The organism is Halopseudomonas pachastrellae (genome assembly GCF_900114765.1).
Lineage (GTDB): Bacteria > Pseudomonadota > Gammaproteobacteria > Pseudomonadales > Pseudomonadaceae > Halopseudomonas > Halopseudomonas pachastrellae.
The window spans coordinates 1-18,666 of sequence record NZ_FOUD01000029.1; the positions used below are offsets into that span (position 1 = coordinate 1).

Below are 18,666 nucleotides of genomic sequence, written 5' to 3' on the forward strand. Positions count from 1 at the left end.
GCTTCAGCCTGACTGCTGCTACCCGCCCGGACCGTGTGGCCCGCCGCGATTACGACTTTCTGAAACCCCGCCTGCAGCTGGAGGCTGACGCCACATTGCAAGACGGCGCGCCGCAACCAGCGCTGGAAGACTACGACTACCCTGGCCGCTTTGCCGATCGCGAGCGCGGCAAGCAACTCAGCCGCATCCACCTGCAGCGCCATCGCAGCCATCAGCTGCAAGCCAACGGCGAGAGCGACCAACCCGGCCTGCGAAGCGGGCACTTTCTGACGCTCACCGGCCACCTGCGTGATGACTGGAATGACCTCTGGCTGCTGACGAGTATCGAGCACCAAGGCAAACAGCCGCAGGTGCTGGAAGAAGCCGTAACCAGTGATACCCAAGCCAGCGATGGCTTCACCCAAGGCTACCGCAACCGCTTTATCGCCACCCCTTGGCAAGCCATCTGGCGCCCGGCCTTGGACCACCCCAAACCCCGCATCGCCGGCAGCCAAAGCGCCGTGGTTACCGGGCCAGAAGGCGAAGAAATTCACTGCGACCCGCACGGCCGCGTCAAAGTACAGTTCCACTGGGACCGCGAAGGCCAGGCCGACGACAACACCAGCTGTTGGCTACGCGTCGCCAGCGGTTGGGCCGGCGACCGCTACGGCGCCCTGGCCATTCCCAGGGTTGGCATGGAAGTGCTGGTGAGCTTTCTCGAGGGTGACCCGGACCAGCCGCTGATCACCGGCTGCCTTTACCACGCCGAACACTTGCCCCCGATTGACCTGCCTGCCCACAAAACCCGCAGCACCTTCAAAAGCCTCAGCTCGCCCGGCGGCGAGGGTTATAACGAGCTGCGTATTGAAGATAAGAAGGGCGCCGAGCAAATCTATCTGCACGCCCAACGCGACTGGGATCAGCGCATTGAGCACGATCAACGCCTGCACGTTGGCAATGAACGTCACGACCACATCGTTGCCAACCATTACAGCGAGCACTTGGCTGAAGTGCACCGCACTGTCCACGCCAACCGCCTTACCGAACTCAAGGCAAATGATCATCTGACGATTGCCGAGAGCCGGCACACCCGCATCGGCCAGCGGCAGCTGACCGACGCGGGACAGGAAATTCACCTCTCCAGCGGCCGCAAGATCGTGATCGACGCCGGCATGGAATTCACCCTCAAGGCTGGCGGCAGCTTTATCAAAATCGATCTCAGCGGCGTCACCGTCAGCGGCCCCAGTATCCGGGTAAACACCGGCGGCAGCCCCGGCATGGGTACGGCGGCTGCGCTCATCCTGCCGGGTGATGTGGTCGAAGCCGATGCGGCCACGGAAGGGCAACCGCTGGAAGCACTGGTCAAACAACGGCGGGTATTTCTGCAGGCACTAAGTGGTTTGTGTGAAGTCTGCGAGGCCGCCCAAGCCAACGGAGCAAAGCATGAACAGTAACGGTGCGCTGCTGTTTGACGGCGCATCGCGCCGGCAAGCGCTGATCTGGCTTGCCAGTGAATATCCCGAACACAGCCTGTTTCCATTGTTACAGGGCACCGCCTATGCCGCGCTCGCTGACATCGGCCCGATTCTGCTCGATGCCGACCCAGATAGCCCGCTACACAGCGCCTGGTCCCATGGCCAGCCAGGCCTGCAGCACAGCGTCTGGCTACGTACCTGCCAGCAACCTGATGAGCTGGCCAGCAGCTTGCGCCGCCGTCTCAGGGTGCGTTCACCCGATGGCCGAGAGTTTTGGCTGCGCCTGGCTGACGCACGCCCCCTGCTGAGCGCCTGGCAAACAGGTCAACGCTGGCCGACCGGCTTCTGGCATGGCGTCAGCGAAGTCTGGCTGGGCAGCGCCAATGGCCCACTGCAAGCCTGGCAGAACGAGACGCCCGAGCAAGACTGTACAACCCGCACCAGCACGCTCAACGCCCAGATCAAGCTCGACTGGCCACTGCTCACCGCCCTCGCCCAATCCTACGCCGCCCCGGAGCCAAGCCACCCATGACTCAGCCAGCCGCCCACCCGGAAGGTCTGCAACCTGCCGCCTGCCCGCTGCTCGCAGCCGTGCTGCCCGTGCGCTACGCCATCGGCCCGGTAGACCCGCGACATCCTAGCAGCCTGAATTCGGCAACCTTGGGGCTACCGGAGCTGAAGGGCAACTTTCCTGAGTTGGGGCCAGATCACCCACAACTGCAAGACGCGCCACTGGGCTACGTACCCCGAATGCTGCGCGACGGCTATCTGTACCTGTGGGATGAAGCCTTGCAGGAGCTGAGCGAATACCGAGTTGAAGGTGCGCTGCTCACCCTGACCGATCGGGGTGGCGGGTTGAAGGGCCAGGCGACGGGAGCCTACCTGATGCTCGCCGCCGGCGCCCCAGTGCGAATTAGCTGGTCGCCCTGCGCTTGGTCCGACGACTGTTTTGTTCGCATTGAGCAGGAGCCCGCCTTGCGGCAGCGCATGATGCGCGAACTGACGCCAGGAGCCGCACCGTCTAGTGGCCAGATACAAGCGTTGCACCCGGAAATTGGCGATGTAAAGCCGGAAAACTTTGGCTGGAGCTGCGCACCAGATCCGTCCTACTGGCTACTTGAAGACTCGCCGCTCAAGCGCATGCAGCGCTGTGAACAACAGCACTTCGCGCTGGTCGATGACCCCTGGGGCGTGCTCATGGACACGGCCGGTTTGATACGCGCACGCAACCATGCCTTTGAAAAGCTCAGCGCACACCGCGACGAATGGTCTATTGCCGCTATCGTGCAATCGATGGGTGACGGCGATACAAAAATTCGCCAGCAGATAGCATCCAGCATCGATCAATCGTCATTGCAACGCGCACTGCGCGAGCAAGAGCGCGAGACCAGCGCGCATGCAACGGACATCCTGCGTCTGGCAGACATCTGGGCCGCCTGGTTTGAGACCTTTGGGGGTGACACTGCTGCGAGCCTGGAAAGCGCTTGTGAAGGCTTCGACATCCAGCTGACCGCAGCTCGCGAGATGCTGGAGGTCAGCTTTGCCGCCGCCTGCCTGGGCCCGGCGGCCACGTCACCCGGCGTCAAGGCTATAGAAACGGCGTTAGATCTGGAGCAGATAAAAGGTCAGCCCTGGCTGCTCTGGGCCGTACTGGGGGTAAAAGACCGGCTGGATGGCGGCCACTTACAGCGTATCTTGTCACTACCCGACAGCCTGCCAACGGTGACGGAAGATGCAGGCGAGGCGGCGGCACGCTGGGCGCGGATCTCCGCCCTGGCAGCGGCGCTCAACCTGGGCGCAGACAACCTGGAGAAACTGCCACTGGCAGGCGGTGGTGAGCCCCTGTTCGCCGCCATATCCACCGTCATCGGTGGCCGCCTGGCATCACTGAGTGAGCAGGTGCATCAGCAAACCTACATCCTGATGATTGCCATGCTGGCCCGCAGCAAGCAACGCCTTGACGCCACCCGGCTAACGCCGCAAGAAGCCATGCGCTGGGTCAGCGAGCAGTTAGGGACCGCGCACAACAACAGCCAAAAACGCAGACTGGAAAAAGAGAGAGCCCGTCTGGAGCGCCAACAACGCCACGCCGAGCAAGGCACCGCAGCCACCGCGGTAAGTGCTGCTGTCAAAAACCGGCTGTCATCTGAGGTAAAACGGGCGGTGCCATTCCTGCGCTTGGTGCCCAAACCCACCCTTTCCACCGCAGCGCCCGCCACAGCGCCAAGCCAGGTTACGCCACCCAGCCCTGCGCGCCCTGCCCCAGCAGTCAGCGCCTCGCCGGCGCCACCTCGCCTCGGTGGGCTTGCAGCAGGCATCGAGCTGCCAAGCATCCGAGAGCTGATTAACGAGGCACCGCTGAAAACGCTGATTGCGTTGGTGTCGGTGTGGAATTTGAAAGAGGCAGGAAACGCGTGGGTGGAGGGACAAACAACACAAAACTTCGTCTCTGCAAGCAGCGCGGCCATGACTACAGCCTCTGCCTCAACGGCAGTGCTACAACAGCTGGCCGAAGTGAGATGGGAAACGCACGTTGCAAATGCAGGACGCCTTAGCCCACTCGCCCAGCAATCCTTGGTTCGTGCTCTAGGTTTGAGCTCCGCTGTCATGCTGCTCCAAGCCCTCGCAGCCGGTCTGGATGTATCTTATTTCGGCTGGAAGGCCCTGATAGCCTACCGTCAAGGAGACGTGGATAGCGCAGGAGTTTACGTTGGCCTGACCAGCGCCAACCTTGCATTGACCGGCGCGTCCTTGAAAGCCGTGCGCGCGTTGCGCATCGCCCGCGCAGCGGTATTGGCCGGCGAGGCGCAGGCGCTTCTCGCCGGGGTTCGAGTACTGTCACTGCCACTGCGCCTTACCCTGGTGGGGCTTGCCGCCACCATTCTGACGGGCCTGGTTAGCCTGTTTTTTACCGAAGACGAGTCGCTGGAAAAATGGCTCAAACAACTTTTTTGTGGCACGCGCCGAGCGCCCTGGGGCACAAGCCTGGAAAAGACTTTGCAGCAGTTGTATCGGATTGTGTTGCCCGTACGCCTCAAATTGGAGCGCTGGCACGACGTCAACCCACGCACAGGGCAACTGGTAGAAGAGCTGCGTCTGGTACTGGAGTTGCCAGGGCAGCAAGAATACCGTCAGGGCATGGTCAGCTTTGAAGGCACGGAGCACTGGCAATACAGCTCCGGGCTATTTGGCCTGGGCGGCAGCACCCAATGCCTGCGGTTGGCATGGGATGAGCACGACACACTACCCTTCTACGCAGACATTGGTAGCCCAGCGCCAGCATCCGTCAACGGCCTGCGGCTGGGCCGCGCCTACCACGAGACCAACGGCGCTCGTCTGGTTGCCATACGCGGCAGCCTTACCTATCAACCCGTCGAAGAGCTCTACCTTCCCGCCATTGACATAGATATAAGCTGACCATGACCACGCCACGCCCGCACCCCCTCGCCCAACGCCTGGCCAAAGCCCTGGACGCCCATCCACTGCAAGCCGACCAGCCCACTGGCGCCCCGCTGATGTGCATGCCTGAGGTGGAAGAGCAAACCGAACACTATCTCTCGATTGAACATGGCGACAGCGCAGACCGAGGCATGTTGACCGGCGCACTGGGTGGTATGTTGGGCGGCTTTTGGATCGTTATGGGGCTGATTGCCTATATCGATGGATCCACTCAGCTTGCCCTCAAGGCTTTTGCAGTCGCCGTAGTGTGCGTGGTTGTGCCTTTTCTGTGGGAAGTCATCCGCCCCATGCCCTTACCTATTCTCTTTAACCGCCGCACCCGCGAGGTCTACTTTGAACAGGATGGCGAGCTGTACCACACCGCCTGGGACGATATTGCCGCCGCGGCTTACAGCGTCAGTACCGTAGGCCCCTATACAGGGCGCATGGGCCATGCGGCACTGGAAGCGCTGTTACACCGCTTTGGTCACCCCAAGGAGACGGTGCTGATCAACTTGGGTTCCCCACTGGGCAAGCGGCTGGAGATGCAGCTGGGTTTCTGGGAATACCTGCGCGCTTATATGAACAACGGCCCTTTTTTTGATGAGCACGGCAACAACTCCGATTCACGCGAGTTTGCCGAGATACAACAGCAGGTGCGAAACAGCAAAGGGCAACATATACGTCTCGCCTTGAGCGAGATAAAGGAAGAATACAAAACCAATAACGGTCGCAACTACCTCAGTGGAATTGACCTTGTATTGTTATTAGGTGGGGTGATGCTCTTGCCAATGAACGCCACCCAAAACCTCACCTACGCCATCGCCAAGCGCCGCTCCCGCAGCCAGTGGCCCAAGCTGATCCGCGAACGCCTTGACCCCAACGGCCCCACCACTCGCCTGGTCGATCTGGAGCAGGCTGGGCAGGCTGGGCAGGCTGGGCAGGCTGAGTGAGGATGGCAACAAGTCACGCTGGCCACCCAGCGAAGAGCTATACCTGCCCGCCATCGACATAGATATAAGCTGACCATGACCACCCCACGCCCCCACCCCCTCGCCCAACGCTTGGCCAAAGCGCTGGACGCCCATCCGCTGCAGGCCGACCAGCCAACAGGCGCGCCCCTAATGTGCATGCCTGAGGTGGAAGAGCAAACCGAACACTATCTCTCGATTGAACATGGTGACAGCGCAGACCGAGGCATGCTGACCGGCGCACTGGGGGGGATGGGGGGAGCATTCTGCGGCGCTTTTGCACTCTTGTTTCTTTTTGAAGGGCGATCTGAAGATGCTCTGCTGACTTTTCTGTTCGCCGTCGCCTGCTTTGTGCCCGTCTTCCTCTGGGAGATCCTACATCCCATGCCCCTGCCCATTCTCTTTAACCGCCGCACCCGCGAGGTCTACTTTGAACAGGATGGCGAGCTCTACCACACCGCCTGGGACGATATTGCCGCCGCGGCTTATAGCGTCAGTACCGTAGGCCCCTATACAGGCCGCATGGGCCATGCAGCACTGGAGGCACTGCTACACCGCTTTGGTCACCCCAAAGAAACCGTGTTGATCAACCTGGGTTCGCCACTGGGCAAGCGGCTGGAAATGCAGCTGGGTTTCTGGGAATACCTGCGCGCCTATATGAACAACGGCCCCTTTTTTGATGAGCACGGCAACAACTCCGATTCACGCGAGTTTGCCGAGATACAACAACAGGTGCGAAACAGCAAAGGCGCCTGGACCCGCTTACAGTGGGACGAGATAAAAGCTCAATACAACGCCAAGAATGGGCGCAACTTCCTCAGCGGTAGTGATGTGGTACTGCTGTTAGGTGGCGTTTTCTTCTTGCCCATGAATGCCACCCAAAACTTCACCTACGCCATCGCCAAGCGCCGCTCCCGCAGACAGTGGCCCAAGCTGATCCGCGAACGCCTTGACCCCAACGGCCCCACCACCCGCCTGGTCGATCTGGAGCAGGCGGGGGCTGAATAGCAGTTTCAGCGCAACGCGCGAATATGGCAGGTCACTTCTTCACGGTCGGTGTACAGCTGCTTGCAGCCGATCTCGGCGCGCACGCCCGCTTCATCCAGCGCGTCCTGAATGTGCCCAAGGCATTGCATCACTTCCTGGTAGCGCTGTTTCATCGGCAGCTTGAAGTTGATAATCAGCTCGCGGCAGTAGCGCTGACCAATCCACTTGGCCGCCAGCGCGCTGCTGCGGGCCGGCTTATCAACGATGTCGCAGACCATCCAGTCGACGGTGCGCTTGGGGCGATACATGTAGCCATCGCCCTGCACGTGCTCCACCTGTCCGCTGTCCATCAGGCGGCGATCCATGGGGCCGTTGTCCACCGCCGTGACATTCATCAAACGGTTGACCAGTTGCCAGGTCCAGCCACCGGGGGCCGCGCCCAGGTCAACTGCGGTCATGCCCGCCTTGAGGCGGCTGTCCCAGTCATCACGCGGAATAAAGTGATGCCAGGCTTCTTCCAGTTTCAGGGTGGATCGGCTGGGCGCTTCACGCGGGACTTTCAGGCGCGGAATGCCCATCGGCCAGGGCGCGCCATTGTTAGCCCAAGACCAGCCGACAAATACCTTTTGGCCGCTCTGAAAGCACAGGTGCAGGCGCGGCAGTTCGGGTTTGTTGGGACGAACAAAGCGGGTCTTGGTGAGCGAGCGCTCCAGCGGGCCTTTCAGCTTTTTGGTCAGCGCGGCCAGTGCCTTGCCATCGTTGGTGTCGGCAGTTTCCAGCCACATCAGCGAGGCAATATGGCCCTGGGCACAGGCAGTGATGATAGGGCTGACGCGGTCTTCCGGGTCCAGCTCCAGCCAGCTGCCGACCGCCCACTGACGGGTGAAGATCAACTGCTGAAAATCGATGGCCCGCATCAGTTGCTCGGCCTCGCCCTGCTCGGGACAGACAAAACGCACCAGAGCGCTGCCATCCTGGGTCACCGGATAACCAGCAATGCCCTGCTCGCCAGCCAGCTCCTGCATCTCGGCGGCCGCCTCCCCTTCAAAGCCCAGACGGCAATGTAGCAACAATTCCTGCATGTCTCGCTCCCGCTGGATAATCGGGCGCTACTGTACAGGCAGCGACGGGCAGGTTGAAGTGCCGCCGGGCTGATCAGGCCGTATACGCCGCGCAGCCGCCGACTTGGCTACGAATTTGACTGCGCAACTGGGCCAGCGCTGCCAACGCGCTGCGGGCCAGCGCACTGGCCGCAAACTCCAGGCGGCTGTCCGCAAGCCACAGACGCGAACGCAAGCGCCCATGCAGGTTTGCCAGCATGGGCGTCAGCGCAGCGCTGTCGAGTGCCGGCCGGCCCTGCGAATCAACCACGCCCAGCGACAGCACCTTATAGGCCGGCAAACGATCAAGCAGCGGCACCAATTGGCGTTCGCCGTCGAGCAGATCAACATGCAGCCCGTCAACCGGCAGACTGCAGGCCAGCCCCAGGTTTTCATGCAGCAACCCACCGGGACAGGCCAGCAACAGCTGCAAGGGCACCCGTTGCAGACGATTGTAAGCGCCCTCAAAAGCCGCGCCCCAGGGCTGCGGCAGGTGCTGCAGCAACAGCGGCTCATCCAGCTGCACCCAATCCACCCCGGCATCGGCCAGGGCCAAGAGCAGCGCGTCGTATCGATCAAGCGTAGCGCTCAAACGCTGCAGCGCGTCGGGCACTTGCCACAGCAGCGACAGGGGCCCGGGCAGCGCCACTTTCACCTGATAGCCGAGCGCCTGGGCCTGAGTCACCTGCTCCAGCAACTCCTGACGGTCGGCCGGCAGATCAGCCAGCGCCAGGGTTACGCGCGACAAGCCTGCTGCCGACTCAGCGTGCCAGCGGTCGTAGGGAGAGCGATTGCTGTGATGGGTTAAGGTGTGTAGCCAGGGCATGGCCAGATCCTCGCAAGGTTGTCTGGCGGTAATGCTCACGCCAAAAGTCCGCTGAATCAAACTCATATTCTTCATGCTATAGTTCGATTTTTCTCATGTAGACGACGCCCCGCCATGCTCGAACTCCGCCACCTGCGTACCCTTAGCACCCTGCGTGATGCCGAAAGCCTGGTTGAGGCGGCTGAGCGCCTGCACCTGACCCAGTCTGCGCTGTCGCATCAGCTCAAGGACCTGGAAGAAAAACTCGGCATGACGCTGTTTGTGCGTAAAACCAAACCCGTACGCTTTACCAGTGCCGGCCTGCGTCTGCTGCGTCTGGCCGACAGCCTGCTGCCGCAGGTGCGTCAGGCCGAGCGCGATATCCAGCGCCTGGCCGGTGGACAGGCCGGACGGCTGCACATGGCAATCGAATGCCACAGCTGCTTTCAGTGGCTGATGCCGACTATCGACCAGTTCCGCAACGCCTGGCCAGAGGTCGAGGTGGACTTTGCCTCGGGCTTTTTCTTTGCGCCGCTGCCAGCACTGGCACGCGGTGATCTGGATCTGGTGGTCACCTCCGACCCGCTGGAAATCGAAGGCATCACCTACGTGCCGCTGTTCACCTATGAGGCACTGCTGGCGGTGAGCAACCAGCATCCATTGAGCACCGCCCATCACGTACGCCCGCCGGATCTGGAAGGCGAAGTATTGATCACCTACCCGGTCGAGCGTGATCGGCTGGACATCTTCAAGCAGTTTCTCGACCCGGCCGGTATCGAGCCCGCCAGCGTGCGTACCGCCGAGATGACCGTAATGATGATGCAACTGGTCGCGTCCGGCCGCGGCGTCTGCTGCCTGCCCAACTGGGCCATGGCCGAATACCTGCACAAGGGCTATGTCACTGCTCGCCGTCTGGGCCCGGAGGGGCTTTTCGGTACGCTGTACGCAGCGGTGCGTGACGACATGATGGAAATGCCCTACCTGCAGGACTTTCTGCTGACCGCCAAGGACACCTCCTTCGCTACGCTCGAAGGCGTCAGCGCGCGCGGTAGTGACTAGTCACACCCATGCGGGTGAGATGGCAGTAACACCTGCACCCACGCACTGAAAAGAAAATCCATTTAAATCATTAAGATGGCAATCACTTCTGAGTAGTTTTCGGAGGTGCAGCCATGTGCAACTAACCCGTACAGGCGAGTTTACGACCACGACGAGACAACTACCTTGACTGTCTTGCAGCTGAGCGCGCAGCGCCACTGCATGAATTTCGGACAACATCAGAAAAAGGATACAGTCATGAAAGCACCCCTGTTCAAGCTGGCCGCGTTCACCCTTGGCGTTTCTCTGTCCAGCGTTGCGCTGGCTACCAACCCCGGCGGTGGTGGTGCCGGTAGCAACCCCGATACCGGCACCGGTTTTCCGGGCGTCAGCAGCTTCAGCGCTGACGGCTCATTCGCTACCACCAGCGGCAGTGCCGGCCTGAGCTGCACCGTATTCCGCCCCTCCACGCTGGGTGCCAACGGTCTCAAACACCCGATCATCGTCTGGGGCAACGGCACCACTGCCTCTCCCAGCACCTACAGCGGCATTCTTGAACACTGGGCCAGCCATGGCTTTGTGGTTATCGCCGCCAACACCTCCAACGCCGGCACCGGCCAGGACATGCTCAACTGCGTTGACTACCTGACCACCCAGAACAACCGCAGCACCGGCACCTACGCCAACAAGCTGGACCTGAACCGCATCGGCGCAGCCGGTCACTCTCAGGGCGGCGGCGGCACCATCATGGCTGGCCAGGACTACCGCATCAAAGTCACCGCCCCCTTCCAGCCGTACACCATCGGCCTTGGCCACAACAGCAGCTCACAGTCCAACCAGAATGGCCCGATGTTCCTGATGACCGGCAGCGCCGACACCATCGCCAGCCCGACTCTGAACGCCCTGCCGGTGTACAACCGCGCCAACGTGCCGGTGTTCTGGGGTGAACTGTCCGGTGCCAGCCACTTTGAGCCTGTGGGTAGTGCCGGTGACTTCCGCGGACCGTCTACCGCCTGGTTCCGCTATCACCTGATGGACGACGCCAGCGCAGAAGACACCTTCTACGGCAGCAATTGCGACCTGTGCACCGACAACGACTGGGACGTACGCCGTAAAGGCATCAACTAAGCTCTGCACACGGAGCCATCCTGGCAGCCAAGCTGTCGGGATGGCGACAGCGTGCGGCGCACGCGCTGGTGTATCCTCTGGCCAGCCAAGACAACAACAGAGGACACCCCCATGTCAGACTCCCCCCAAAAGGTCGCAGTGGTCACTGGCGCCGGCACCGGTATCGGCCGCGCAACGGCCATCGCCCTGCTCAAGGCTGGCTACCACGTAGCGTTGGCCGGACGTAACGCCGACAAACTGCAAAAGGCACTCGACGGCCTGGGCGCACTGGCAGACAACACCCTGATTGTAGCGACCAACGTACGCGACCCGGCATCCGTCGAGGCGCTGTTTACCCAGGTAAAATGCCAATGGGGGCGCCTGGATCTGTTGTTCAACAACGCTGGCACCGGCGCGCCGCCGCTGCCGCTGGAAGAGCTGAGCTACGAGCAATGGCAAGCCGCCCTGGAAACCAATCTCAGCGGCGCCTTTCTGTGTACCCAGCAAGCCTTTCGCATCATGCGCGAACAAACCCCGATGGGTGGGCGCATCATCAACAATGGCTCGATCTCCGCTACCTCGCCCCGCCCCAACTCAGCCCCCTACACCGCCTCCAAGCACGGCATGACCGGCCTGACCAAAGCCACCTCACTGGACGGGCGCAAGTACAACATCGCCTGCGGCCAGATTGATATCGGCAACGCCGCCACCGAGATGGCCGCACCCATGGCACGGGGCATTCCACAGGCCAACGGCGAGATTGCCGTGGAGCCGACCATGGATGTCGAGCACGTTGCCCAGGCGGTGGTACACATGGCCGAACTGCCATTGGAGAGCAATGTACAGTTCATGACCATCATGGCGACCAAGATGCCCTTTATCGGTCGCGGCTGACTCCCGAGGCTCCGGTGCCCATGCCGGAGCCTGATCCTTCGAGGCGTATTGCCTTGAGACGGCGGGCCGATTTCTGCCAGCAGCGCGATAAGGCCGCATGCGACCAAAGTCTGATACGCCCTTCACATCTTCATCTTCTGTTACCAATGATGCAGGTACGGGACACTTTCCATCTTGGTATCACCATTGTTACCATGGCGTTCGGTGCAACAACGCACCCGCTATATCGCCATGGAAAAGACAATGACAAGCCAGCAGACTCCGCTCTCCCTCGCCCTCTCCAAACGCAAATCCGAAGAACGTGCCACGCCCATTACGGCTTTTCGCATGGCGCGCAGCTGGTGGCTCGAGGGGCGCAGGCTGAATCTGTCGCAGCTGGCTGAAGAGCTGGGTATCGGGCGTGCCACGCTGATGCGCTGGGTGGGCAACAAGGACCTGCTGATGGGCGAGATTCTCTGGTCGCTGTACAAGCGCATTTACGATGAGGCGATCGCCCGCGCCGAGCAGACGCCGGGGCTCAAAGGTATCGACTTTCTGACCCAGATCTATGAAGACATCAACATTGCGCTGATCAACGCGCGGCCCATGTACGACTTTCTGCAGGCCGAGCCGCAATGGGGCCTGCAACTGCTCACGGCGCGCAGCTCCGGCTTGCAGGAGCGCCTGATCGGCACCTGGGAAAAGATGTTTGAAGAGGCCATCGCAGCCGGCGATATCAAACCCGAGATGGACCCGCAAAGCCTCGCGCTGTACATCGTGCGCATTGGTGAGAGCGCCATATACTGCGACCTGATCTGCGGCCGCAAGCCCGAGCCTGGTCCGGCAACAACCGCCTTCCGCCTGCTGGTGAACGGCCACCAGAACTGACTCCTCCTCGGACGCGGCTTGCCGCGTCCCTCCTGCCAGCGTCTGGCCTTGCTGCTACGCCAATGCGTCTACTGACTCAGATATGCAAACGCACCGGCCAGTCAATGATAAAAGCCGCGCCGCCCAGATCACGCGAGCCCTCTACCCGGGCATAACCCCGGTGCCAGTAGGCAATACGCCGCACAATGGATAACCCCAGACCGTAGCCACCGCTGGAGCGCGTGCGGCTGTCATCCAGGCGCAAAAACGGCGTGAATATCCGCTCGCGATAGTCCTCGGGAATGCCCGGGCCATCATCTTCGACAATCAGCCGACAGCGCCCGTTAACCACCCGAGTGCTGATGCGCACCTGGCTACTGGCGTGACGCGCGGCGTTGCTGACCAGGTTGGTCAGCGCCCGGTGCAGGTAACGTGGCTCGGCGTCGATGGCGTGGGCACGGCCGTTGGAACGGTCAACATGGCTGATCTGCACGCGGGTGGTCAGCGGCTCCAGCTCGAGCATGACCTCCTCCACCGTGGCCAGCACATCAACCGGCTGCAGCGTCAGGGCTGGCGCCCCCTGCTCCAGGCGTGCGTAGGTCAGAATCTCGTCAACCAGCTTGTCCAGCTCGGTCAGGTCACCATCCATGCTGTCCATGTAACGGCGCTTGGCATCGTCGCTGTCGGCAGTCTCGACCATTTCCAGGCCAAAGCGCAGCCGCGCCACCGGCGTGCGCAGCTCGTGCGATACCGCGCGAATCATCTCCTGCTGAATCTGCATTACGCGCTGCAGGTGCTCGGCCATGTCGTTGAAGGCACTGGCAAGACTGCCCACCGAGTCGGTACTGATCACCTCGGCGCGGGCATCCAGGTTGCCTCGGGCAATGTGCGTTGCGGCCGACTCCAGGTTCATCAGCCGCTGCTCCAGCTGACGCACCAGCAGGTAGATGAGCAAACCGCTGAGCGACAACGCCAGCAGCCCGGTCATCAGCAGCATCTCAGGCGGATACTCCTCCATCTGATAGACCGGCCCCAGGCTCAGCACCCAGTTGGTGTCCGGTATCTTCATGTACATCATCATGGAGTTGCCGTCCGGCCCGAGACTCAGCACGGTGTCGAACTCATCCAGCCGCCGCCGCTGGTCAACATCCAGATCCGTCTCGTGCAAACCGGTCAGATTCAGCGGAAAGCCAAAGCCCTTGGCACGGCGCAACTGTTGCAGCCAGCTCGGCATGTCCGCCTCGGGGTGGCGCACCAGCTCATCGGCAATCAGAAACAGCGTCGCGCGGCCCAGCTGCTCGGAAATACGCTCGATATCGGCAGTCAGTACCTGCTGCCGGCTCAGATCCACCAGGCTGTAGACCCGCGCCTGCGAGGGCCCCTGGCTACGCACCAGCACACGCCCCTGAATCAGCCGCGCCCAGCTGGTGGAGTCCAGCGCCAGCGCATCCAGCGGGTGCAGCTCCAGCGGCACGCCGATCAGCCGCATCCACACCGCCATAGCCTTCTGCCGCTCGGCATCGTCCATGGGTTCAAGGTTGTCGGCCATCAGCCGGAAGGTACCGGTGGCGACGCGTTCGCGAAAATCTTCGGCGCGCACATCGTTGATCATGCGGATGCTGATCAACGCCAGGCAGGAGACGGCGATCAGCACCAGCAGCATGCCGCCGTAAATGCGCAGAAAAATCGAGTTCACGCCTGGCCCGGGCCGGGAGCAACGAACAGGTAGCCCTTGCTGCGCACGGTCTTGATCAGACGCGGCATGTCCGGGTCATCGCCAATCTTGGGGCGAATGCGCGAGATGCGCACATCAATGGAGCGGTCCTGGCCGTCGTATTCAATGCCGCGCAGGGCAATGAAGATCTCCTCACGGCTGAGAATACGCCCGGCATGGCTGGCCAGCAGCCAGAGCAGGTCAAATTCGGCGCCGGTCAGCTCGATCAGCGCACCGCGCAGCCAGGCCTCGCGGCGATCGTTGTCCACCACCAGCTCGCCAAACTCCAGGCGACTGGGGGCCGCGCTGCTGTCACTCTCGCCGCTGCGGCGCAACAAGGCGCGGATGCGCGCCAGCAATACCTGCGGGCGCACCGGTTTGTTGACATAATCATCGGCGCCCAGCTCCAGACCAGAGATATGGTCGTCGTCTTCGCTGCGCGCGGTCAGCATCAGGATCGGTCGGGAGAATCCGGCTTCACGTACCCGGCGGCAGATCGACAAACCGTCTTCACCAGGCAGCATCAAGTCCAGCACCACTAGATCAGGCTGGCTGTCCAGAATGCGCTGCACCGCCAGAGCGCCGTCCGCCTCAATAGACACCGACAGCCCCTGCACCTGCAGAAACTCGGCAATCAGGCCGGCCAGCTTCTGGTCGTCCTCTACAATCAGGATGTTACTGCTATCTGTCTCCACCCCTGCTCCCCGACTACTCAACGACTGCAAACAGCCGGCGATTGTAGCACCCGCTCAACGCCGGACTACAACGCCGGGAAGAAACACTGATTTCCGCTGTTGACATAATGCCCCGATCCGCAGAGCCAACGGCCGCAAATCACAGCAAATCCAGCGCCTTCAAGGGTTGACAAAATCCATTGCGCAGACCCCATCACAGATTCAAAAAAAGCCGCCAAACGGTCAAACATGCCCCTAGCCCGCAGCATTGCTGCCTTGCCGCCAGGCCAGTCGTTCAGCCCCAGAAAAAACCACTAAATAGTCACTTGCCTCTGAAGAAAACACACACTATCTTGTGTCGAACTCAAGGCCGATCACCACATATTGATCAAATTATCGACACCGTCACGCACAAAAATTGATCAGTTCGGCACTGCAAAAGAGCATTAACGCCCCTCACCAGGCGTAAAAACGTACAGCATCTCGTGTCCACGACCAGAAAGGAGTTTGTCATGCAGGTCAACCCGACGCCCCCCTCTACCTCCTCCAGCAATCTGCATGGCGAGGAACAACAGGACTCCGACCTGCAGCTCAGCGCTCCCGGTCAGTTGCGCGTTATCAAGCGCAACGGCACCCTGGTGCCCTACACCGACGACAAAATCCGCATCGCCATGACCAAGGCCTTCCTGGCCGTGGAAGGCAGCCAGGCTGCGTCGTCCTCGCGTATCCGTCAGACCGTTGATGAGCTGACCGATACCATCAGCGCCATTTTCAAGCGTCGCCTGCCCTCCGGCGGCACCCTGCACATCGAAGAAATCCAGGACCAGGTCGAGCTGGCCCTGATGCGTTCCGGTGAGCAGAAGATCGCCCGCAGCTACGTGCTGTACCGCGAAGAGCACGCCCGTCAGCGCCAGGAGCGTCAGGCCACTGCCCCGGCCGACGCCCACCCGAGCATCCGCGTGACCCTGCCCGACGGCAGCCGTCAGCCGCTGGACATGGGCCGCCTGCGCACCGTTATTAGCGAAGCCTGCGACGGCCTGGCCGAGGTGGATGCCAACCACATCGAACAGGAAACCCTGAAGAACCTGTACGACGGTGTGACCCAGCTGGACGTTAACACCGCCATGGTGATGACCGCCCGTACCCTGGTTGAGCGCGAGCCTAACTACAGCCAGGTGACCGCTCGCCTGCTGCTGGACAACTTGCGCGCCGAAGCCCTGAGCCACCTGCAGGTTGCCGCCAGCGCAACCCACAGCGACATGGCCACTCTGTACGCCACCGCCCTGCCGGTCTACATCAAAACCGGTATCGAGTACGAGCTGCTCGACCCCAAACTGGGCGAGTTCGACCTGGAGCAACTGGGCGCCGCACTGGATCACAACCGTGACCAGCAGTTTGGCTACCTGGGCCTGCAGACCCTGTACGACCGTTACTTCCTGCACCGCGACGGCACCCGCATCGAGCTGCCGCAGTTCTTCTTCATGCGCGTGGCCATGGGCCTGGCCATCGAAGAAGCCGACCGCAATGCCCGCGCCATCGAGTTCTACAACCTGCTGTCCAGCTTTGACTACATGGCGTCCACCCCGACCCTGTTCAACGCCGGCACCCTGCGTCCGCAGCTGTCGTCCTGCTACCTGACCACCGTGCCTGACGACCTGTCCGGCATCTACAAGGCCATCCACGACAACGCCATGCTGTCCAAGTTTGCCGGCGGCCTGGGTAACGACTGGACGCCTGTTCGCGCCATGGGCGCCTACATCAAGGGCACCAACGGCAAGAGCCAGGGTGTTGTCCCCTTCCTGAAAGTGGTCAACGACACCGCGGTTGCGGTCAACCAGGGCGGCAAGCGCAAGGGCGCGGTCTGCGGCTACCTGGAAACCTGGCACCTGGACATCGAGGAATTCCTCGAACTGCGCAAGAACACCGGTGACGACCGCCGTCGTACCCACGACATGAACACCGCCAACTGGATTCCGGACCTGTTCATGAAGCGCGTCTTCGATGACGGCAACTGGACCCTGTTCTCGCCCTCCGACGTACCGGACCTGCACGACCTGACCGGCAAGGCGTTCGAAGAGCGTTACGAGTACTACGAAGCGCTGATCGAGTACGGCAAGCTGAAGCTGCACAAAACCCTCAAGGCTCGCGACCTGTGGCGCAAGATGCTCAGCATGCTGTTCGAAACCGGCCACCCGTGGCTGACTTTCAAAGACGCCTGCAACCTGCGCAGCCCGCAGCAGCACGCCGGTGTGGTTCACAGCTCCAACCTGTGCACCGAGATCACCCTGAACACCTCGGCTGACGAAATCGCCGTGTGTAACCTGGGTTCGGTCAACCTGCCGCAGCACATCGTCGACGGCAAGCTGGACACCGCCAAGCTGGAGCGCACCGTGCGCACCGCTGTACGCATGCTCGATAACGTTATCGACATCAACTACTACAGCGTGCCGCAGGCGCAAAACTCCAACTTCAAGCACCGTCCGGTCGGTCTCGGCCTGATGGGCTTCCAGGACGCCCTGTACCTGCAGCACATCCCCTACGGTTCCGATGAAGCCGTGGCCTTTGCTGACCAGTCGATGGAAGCGATCAGCTACTACGCCATCCAGGCCTCCTGTGACCTGGCCGACGAGCGCGGCAGCTACTCCACTTTCGACGGCTCGCTGTGGTCGCAAGGCATCCTGCCCTACGACTCGCTGGACATCCTGGCCGAGCAACGTGGCGCCAAGTACATGGAAGTCGACCGCAGCACCACGCTGGACTGGGAGCCGGTACGTCAGCGCGTCAAGGGCGGTATCCGCAACTCCAACATCATGGCCATCGCACCGACCGCGACCATCGCCAACATCACCGGCGTATCGCAGTCCATCGAGCCGACGTACCAGAACCTGTACGTCAAATCGAACCTGTCGGGCGAATTCACCGTGATCAACCCCTTCCTGGTCCGCGACCTGAAAGCCCGCGGCCTGTGGGACTCGGTCATGGTCAACGACCTGAAGTACTACGATGGCTCCGTACAACAGATCGACCGTATCCCGGAAGACCTCAAGGCGCTGTACGCCACCGCCTTTGAAGTGGATACCAAGTGGATCGTTGAAGCCGCCAGCCGCCGCCAGAAGTGGATCGATCAGGCGCAGTCGCTGAACCTTTACATCGCCGGCGCCAGCGGCAAGAAGCTGGACGTGACCTACCGCATGGCCTGGTTCCGTGGTCTGAAAACCACCTACTACCTCCGTGCCCTGGCCGCCACCAGCACCGAGAAGTCCACCGTCAACACCGGCAAGCTGAACGCCGTATCCAGCGGCGCCGACAGCGCCCCGGCCGCCGCCCCCGCCGGCCCCGTCGGCCCGGCACCGGTGCCGCAGGCGTGCTCGATTGACGATCCGGACTGCGAGGCCTGCCAATAAGAGCTGGCTGAAAGCTGGAGGCTAGAAGCTGGAAGCAGTCTGCGGCATCGCTCGCAGCTGCTTCCAGATCACCCTCAGCGACAGCGCTCAGGCCGCAGAAAAACAGCGTCACTCCCGCGAAGGCGGGAACCCAAAAAGCCCAATAGCCGCGCCGAGCAGGTAGCTCACACCACTCGCCGCCGCCATACAGAACAACCTCCAGCTTCAAGCCTCCAGCTTCAAGCTGTCGACCAA

The 18,666-nt window shown here is 61.6% G+C and carries 14 protein-coding genes; 10 read left to right on the top strand and 4 right to left on the bottom strand.

Annotation, left to right across the window (positions count from 1 at the left end):
• The 5 genes from tssI to BM116_RS17805 form a co-directional block, all read left to right on the top strand.
• Window positions 1–1,433, top strand: a 1,433-nt coding sequence (gene tssI / locus BM116_RS17785; RefSeq protein ID WP_139222373.1) for a type VI secretion system tip protein TssI/VgrG, incomplete at its 5' end; no start/stop codon positions are given.
• Window positions 1,423–1,986, top strand: a complete 564-nt coding sequence (locus BM116_RS17790; protein WP_083728663.1) for a DUF4123 domain-containing protein — start codon at window positions 1,423–1,425, stop codon at window positions 1,984–1,986. The genes tssI and BM116_RS17790, both read left to right, overlap by 11 nt.
• Window positions 1,983–4,871, top strand: coding sequence for a toxin VasX (locus BM116_RS17795; RefSeq protein WP_083728664.1), 2,889 nt, complete (start codon window positions 1,983–1,985; stop codon window positions 4,869–4,871). The genes BM116_RS17790 and BM116_RS17795 overlap by 4 nt, the downstream gene beginning before the upstream one ends.
• Before the next feature lie 2 nt (window positions 4,872–4,873).
• Window positions 4,874–5,845, top strand: coding sequence for a hypothetical protein (locus BM116_RS17800; RefSeq protein ID WP_235846793.1), 972 nt, complete (start codon window positions 4,874–4,876; stop codon window positions 5,843–5,845).
• Window positions 5,846–6,091: 246 nt separating this feature from the next.
• Entirely contained in the window at window positions 6,092–6,871 is a 780-nt protein-coding gene (locus tag BM116_RS17805) for a hypothetical protein (RefSeq protein WP_235846794.1), read from the top strand.
• A gap of 5 nt (window positions 6,872–6,876) precedes the next feature.
• Here the strand turns inward: BM116_RS17805 and rlmM are convergent, their stop codons facing one another.
• Both rlmM and BM116_RS17815 read right to left on the bottom strand, forming a co-directional pair.
• Window positions 6,877–7,932, bottom strand: a complete 1,056-nt coding sequence (gene rlmM / locus BM116_RS17810) for a 23S rRNA (cytidine(2498)-2'-O)-methyltransferase RlmM (RefSeq protein WP_083728665.1) — start codon at window positions 7,930–7,932, stop codon at window positions 6,877–6,879.
• A 73-nt stretch (window positions 7,933–8,005) separates the two neighbouring features.
• A complete protein-coding gene (locus BM116_RS17815) occupies window positions 8,006–8,776 on the bottom strand; it encodes a 5-methyltetrahydropteroyltriglutamate--homocysteine methyltransferase (protein WP_169847316.1) in 771 nt (256 codons plus the stop codon).
• Window positions 8,777–8,890: 114 nt separating this feature from the next.
• Here BM116_RS17815 and metR point away from each other — a divergent pair, with 114 nt between their 5' ends.
• The 4 genes from metR to BM116_RS17835 all read left to right on the top strand — a co-directional run bounded on the left by metR (window position 8,891) and on the right by BM116_RS17835 (window position 12,661).
• Window positions 8,891–9,814, top strand: coding sequence for a transcriptional regulator MetR (gene metR, locus BM116_RS17820; RefSeq protein ID WP_083728667.1), 924 nt, complete (start codon window positions 8,891–8,893; stop codon window positions 9,812–9,814).
• A gap of 237 nt (window positions 9,815–10,051) precedes the next feature.
• Window positions 10,052–10,921 (top strand): alpha/beta hydrolase family protein, encoded by an 870-nt coding sequence (locus BM116_RS17825; protein ID WP_083728668.1) that lies wholly within the window; start codon window positions 10,052–10,054, stop codon window positions 10,919–10,921.
• A gap of 111 nt (window positions 10,922–11,032) precedes the next feature.
• Window positions 11,033–11,794: an SDR family oxidoreductase gene (locus BM116_RS17830; protein WP_083728669.1), complete on the top strand. Its 762-nt coding sequence runs from the start codon at window positions 11,033–11,035 to the stop codon at window positions 11,792–11,794.
• A 243-nt stretch (window positions 11,795–12,037) separates the two neighbouring features.
• Entirely contained in the window at window positions 12,038–12,661 is a 624-nt protein-coding gene (locus BM116_RS17835) for a QsdR family transcriptional regulator (protein WP_083728670.1), read from the top strand.
• A gap of 76 nt (window positions 12,662–12,737) precedes the next feature.
• On the opposite strand, the gene BM116_RS17840 is transcribed toward BM116_RS17835, so the two are convergent.
• A complete protein-coding gene (locus tag BM116_RS17840) occupies window positions 12,738–14,336 on the bottom strand; it encodes an ATP-binding protein (RefSeq protein ID WP_083728671.1) in 1,599 nt (532 codons plus the stop codon).
• A complete protein-coding gene (locus BM116_RS17845; RefSeq protein WP_083728672.1) occupies window positions 14,333–15,049 on the bottom strand; it encodes a response regulator in 717 nt (238 codons plus the stop codon). The genes BM116_RS17840 and BM116_RS17845 overlap by 4 nt, the downstream gene beginning before the upstream one ends.
• Before the next feature lie 491 nt (window positions 15,050–15,540).
• On the opposite strand from BM116_RS17845, the gene BM116_RS17850 reads away from it, so the two are divergent.
• On the top strand, window positions 15,541–18,432 hold the full coding sequence (locus tag BM116_RS17850) for a ribonucleoside-diphosphate reductase subunit alpha (protein WP_083728673.1): 2,892 nt from the start codon (window positions 15,541–15,543) through the stop codon (window positions 18,430–18,432).
• Window positions 18,433–18,666 lie beyond the last annotated feature (234 nt).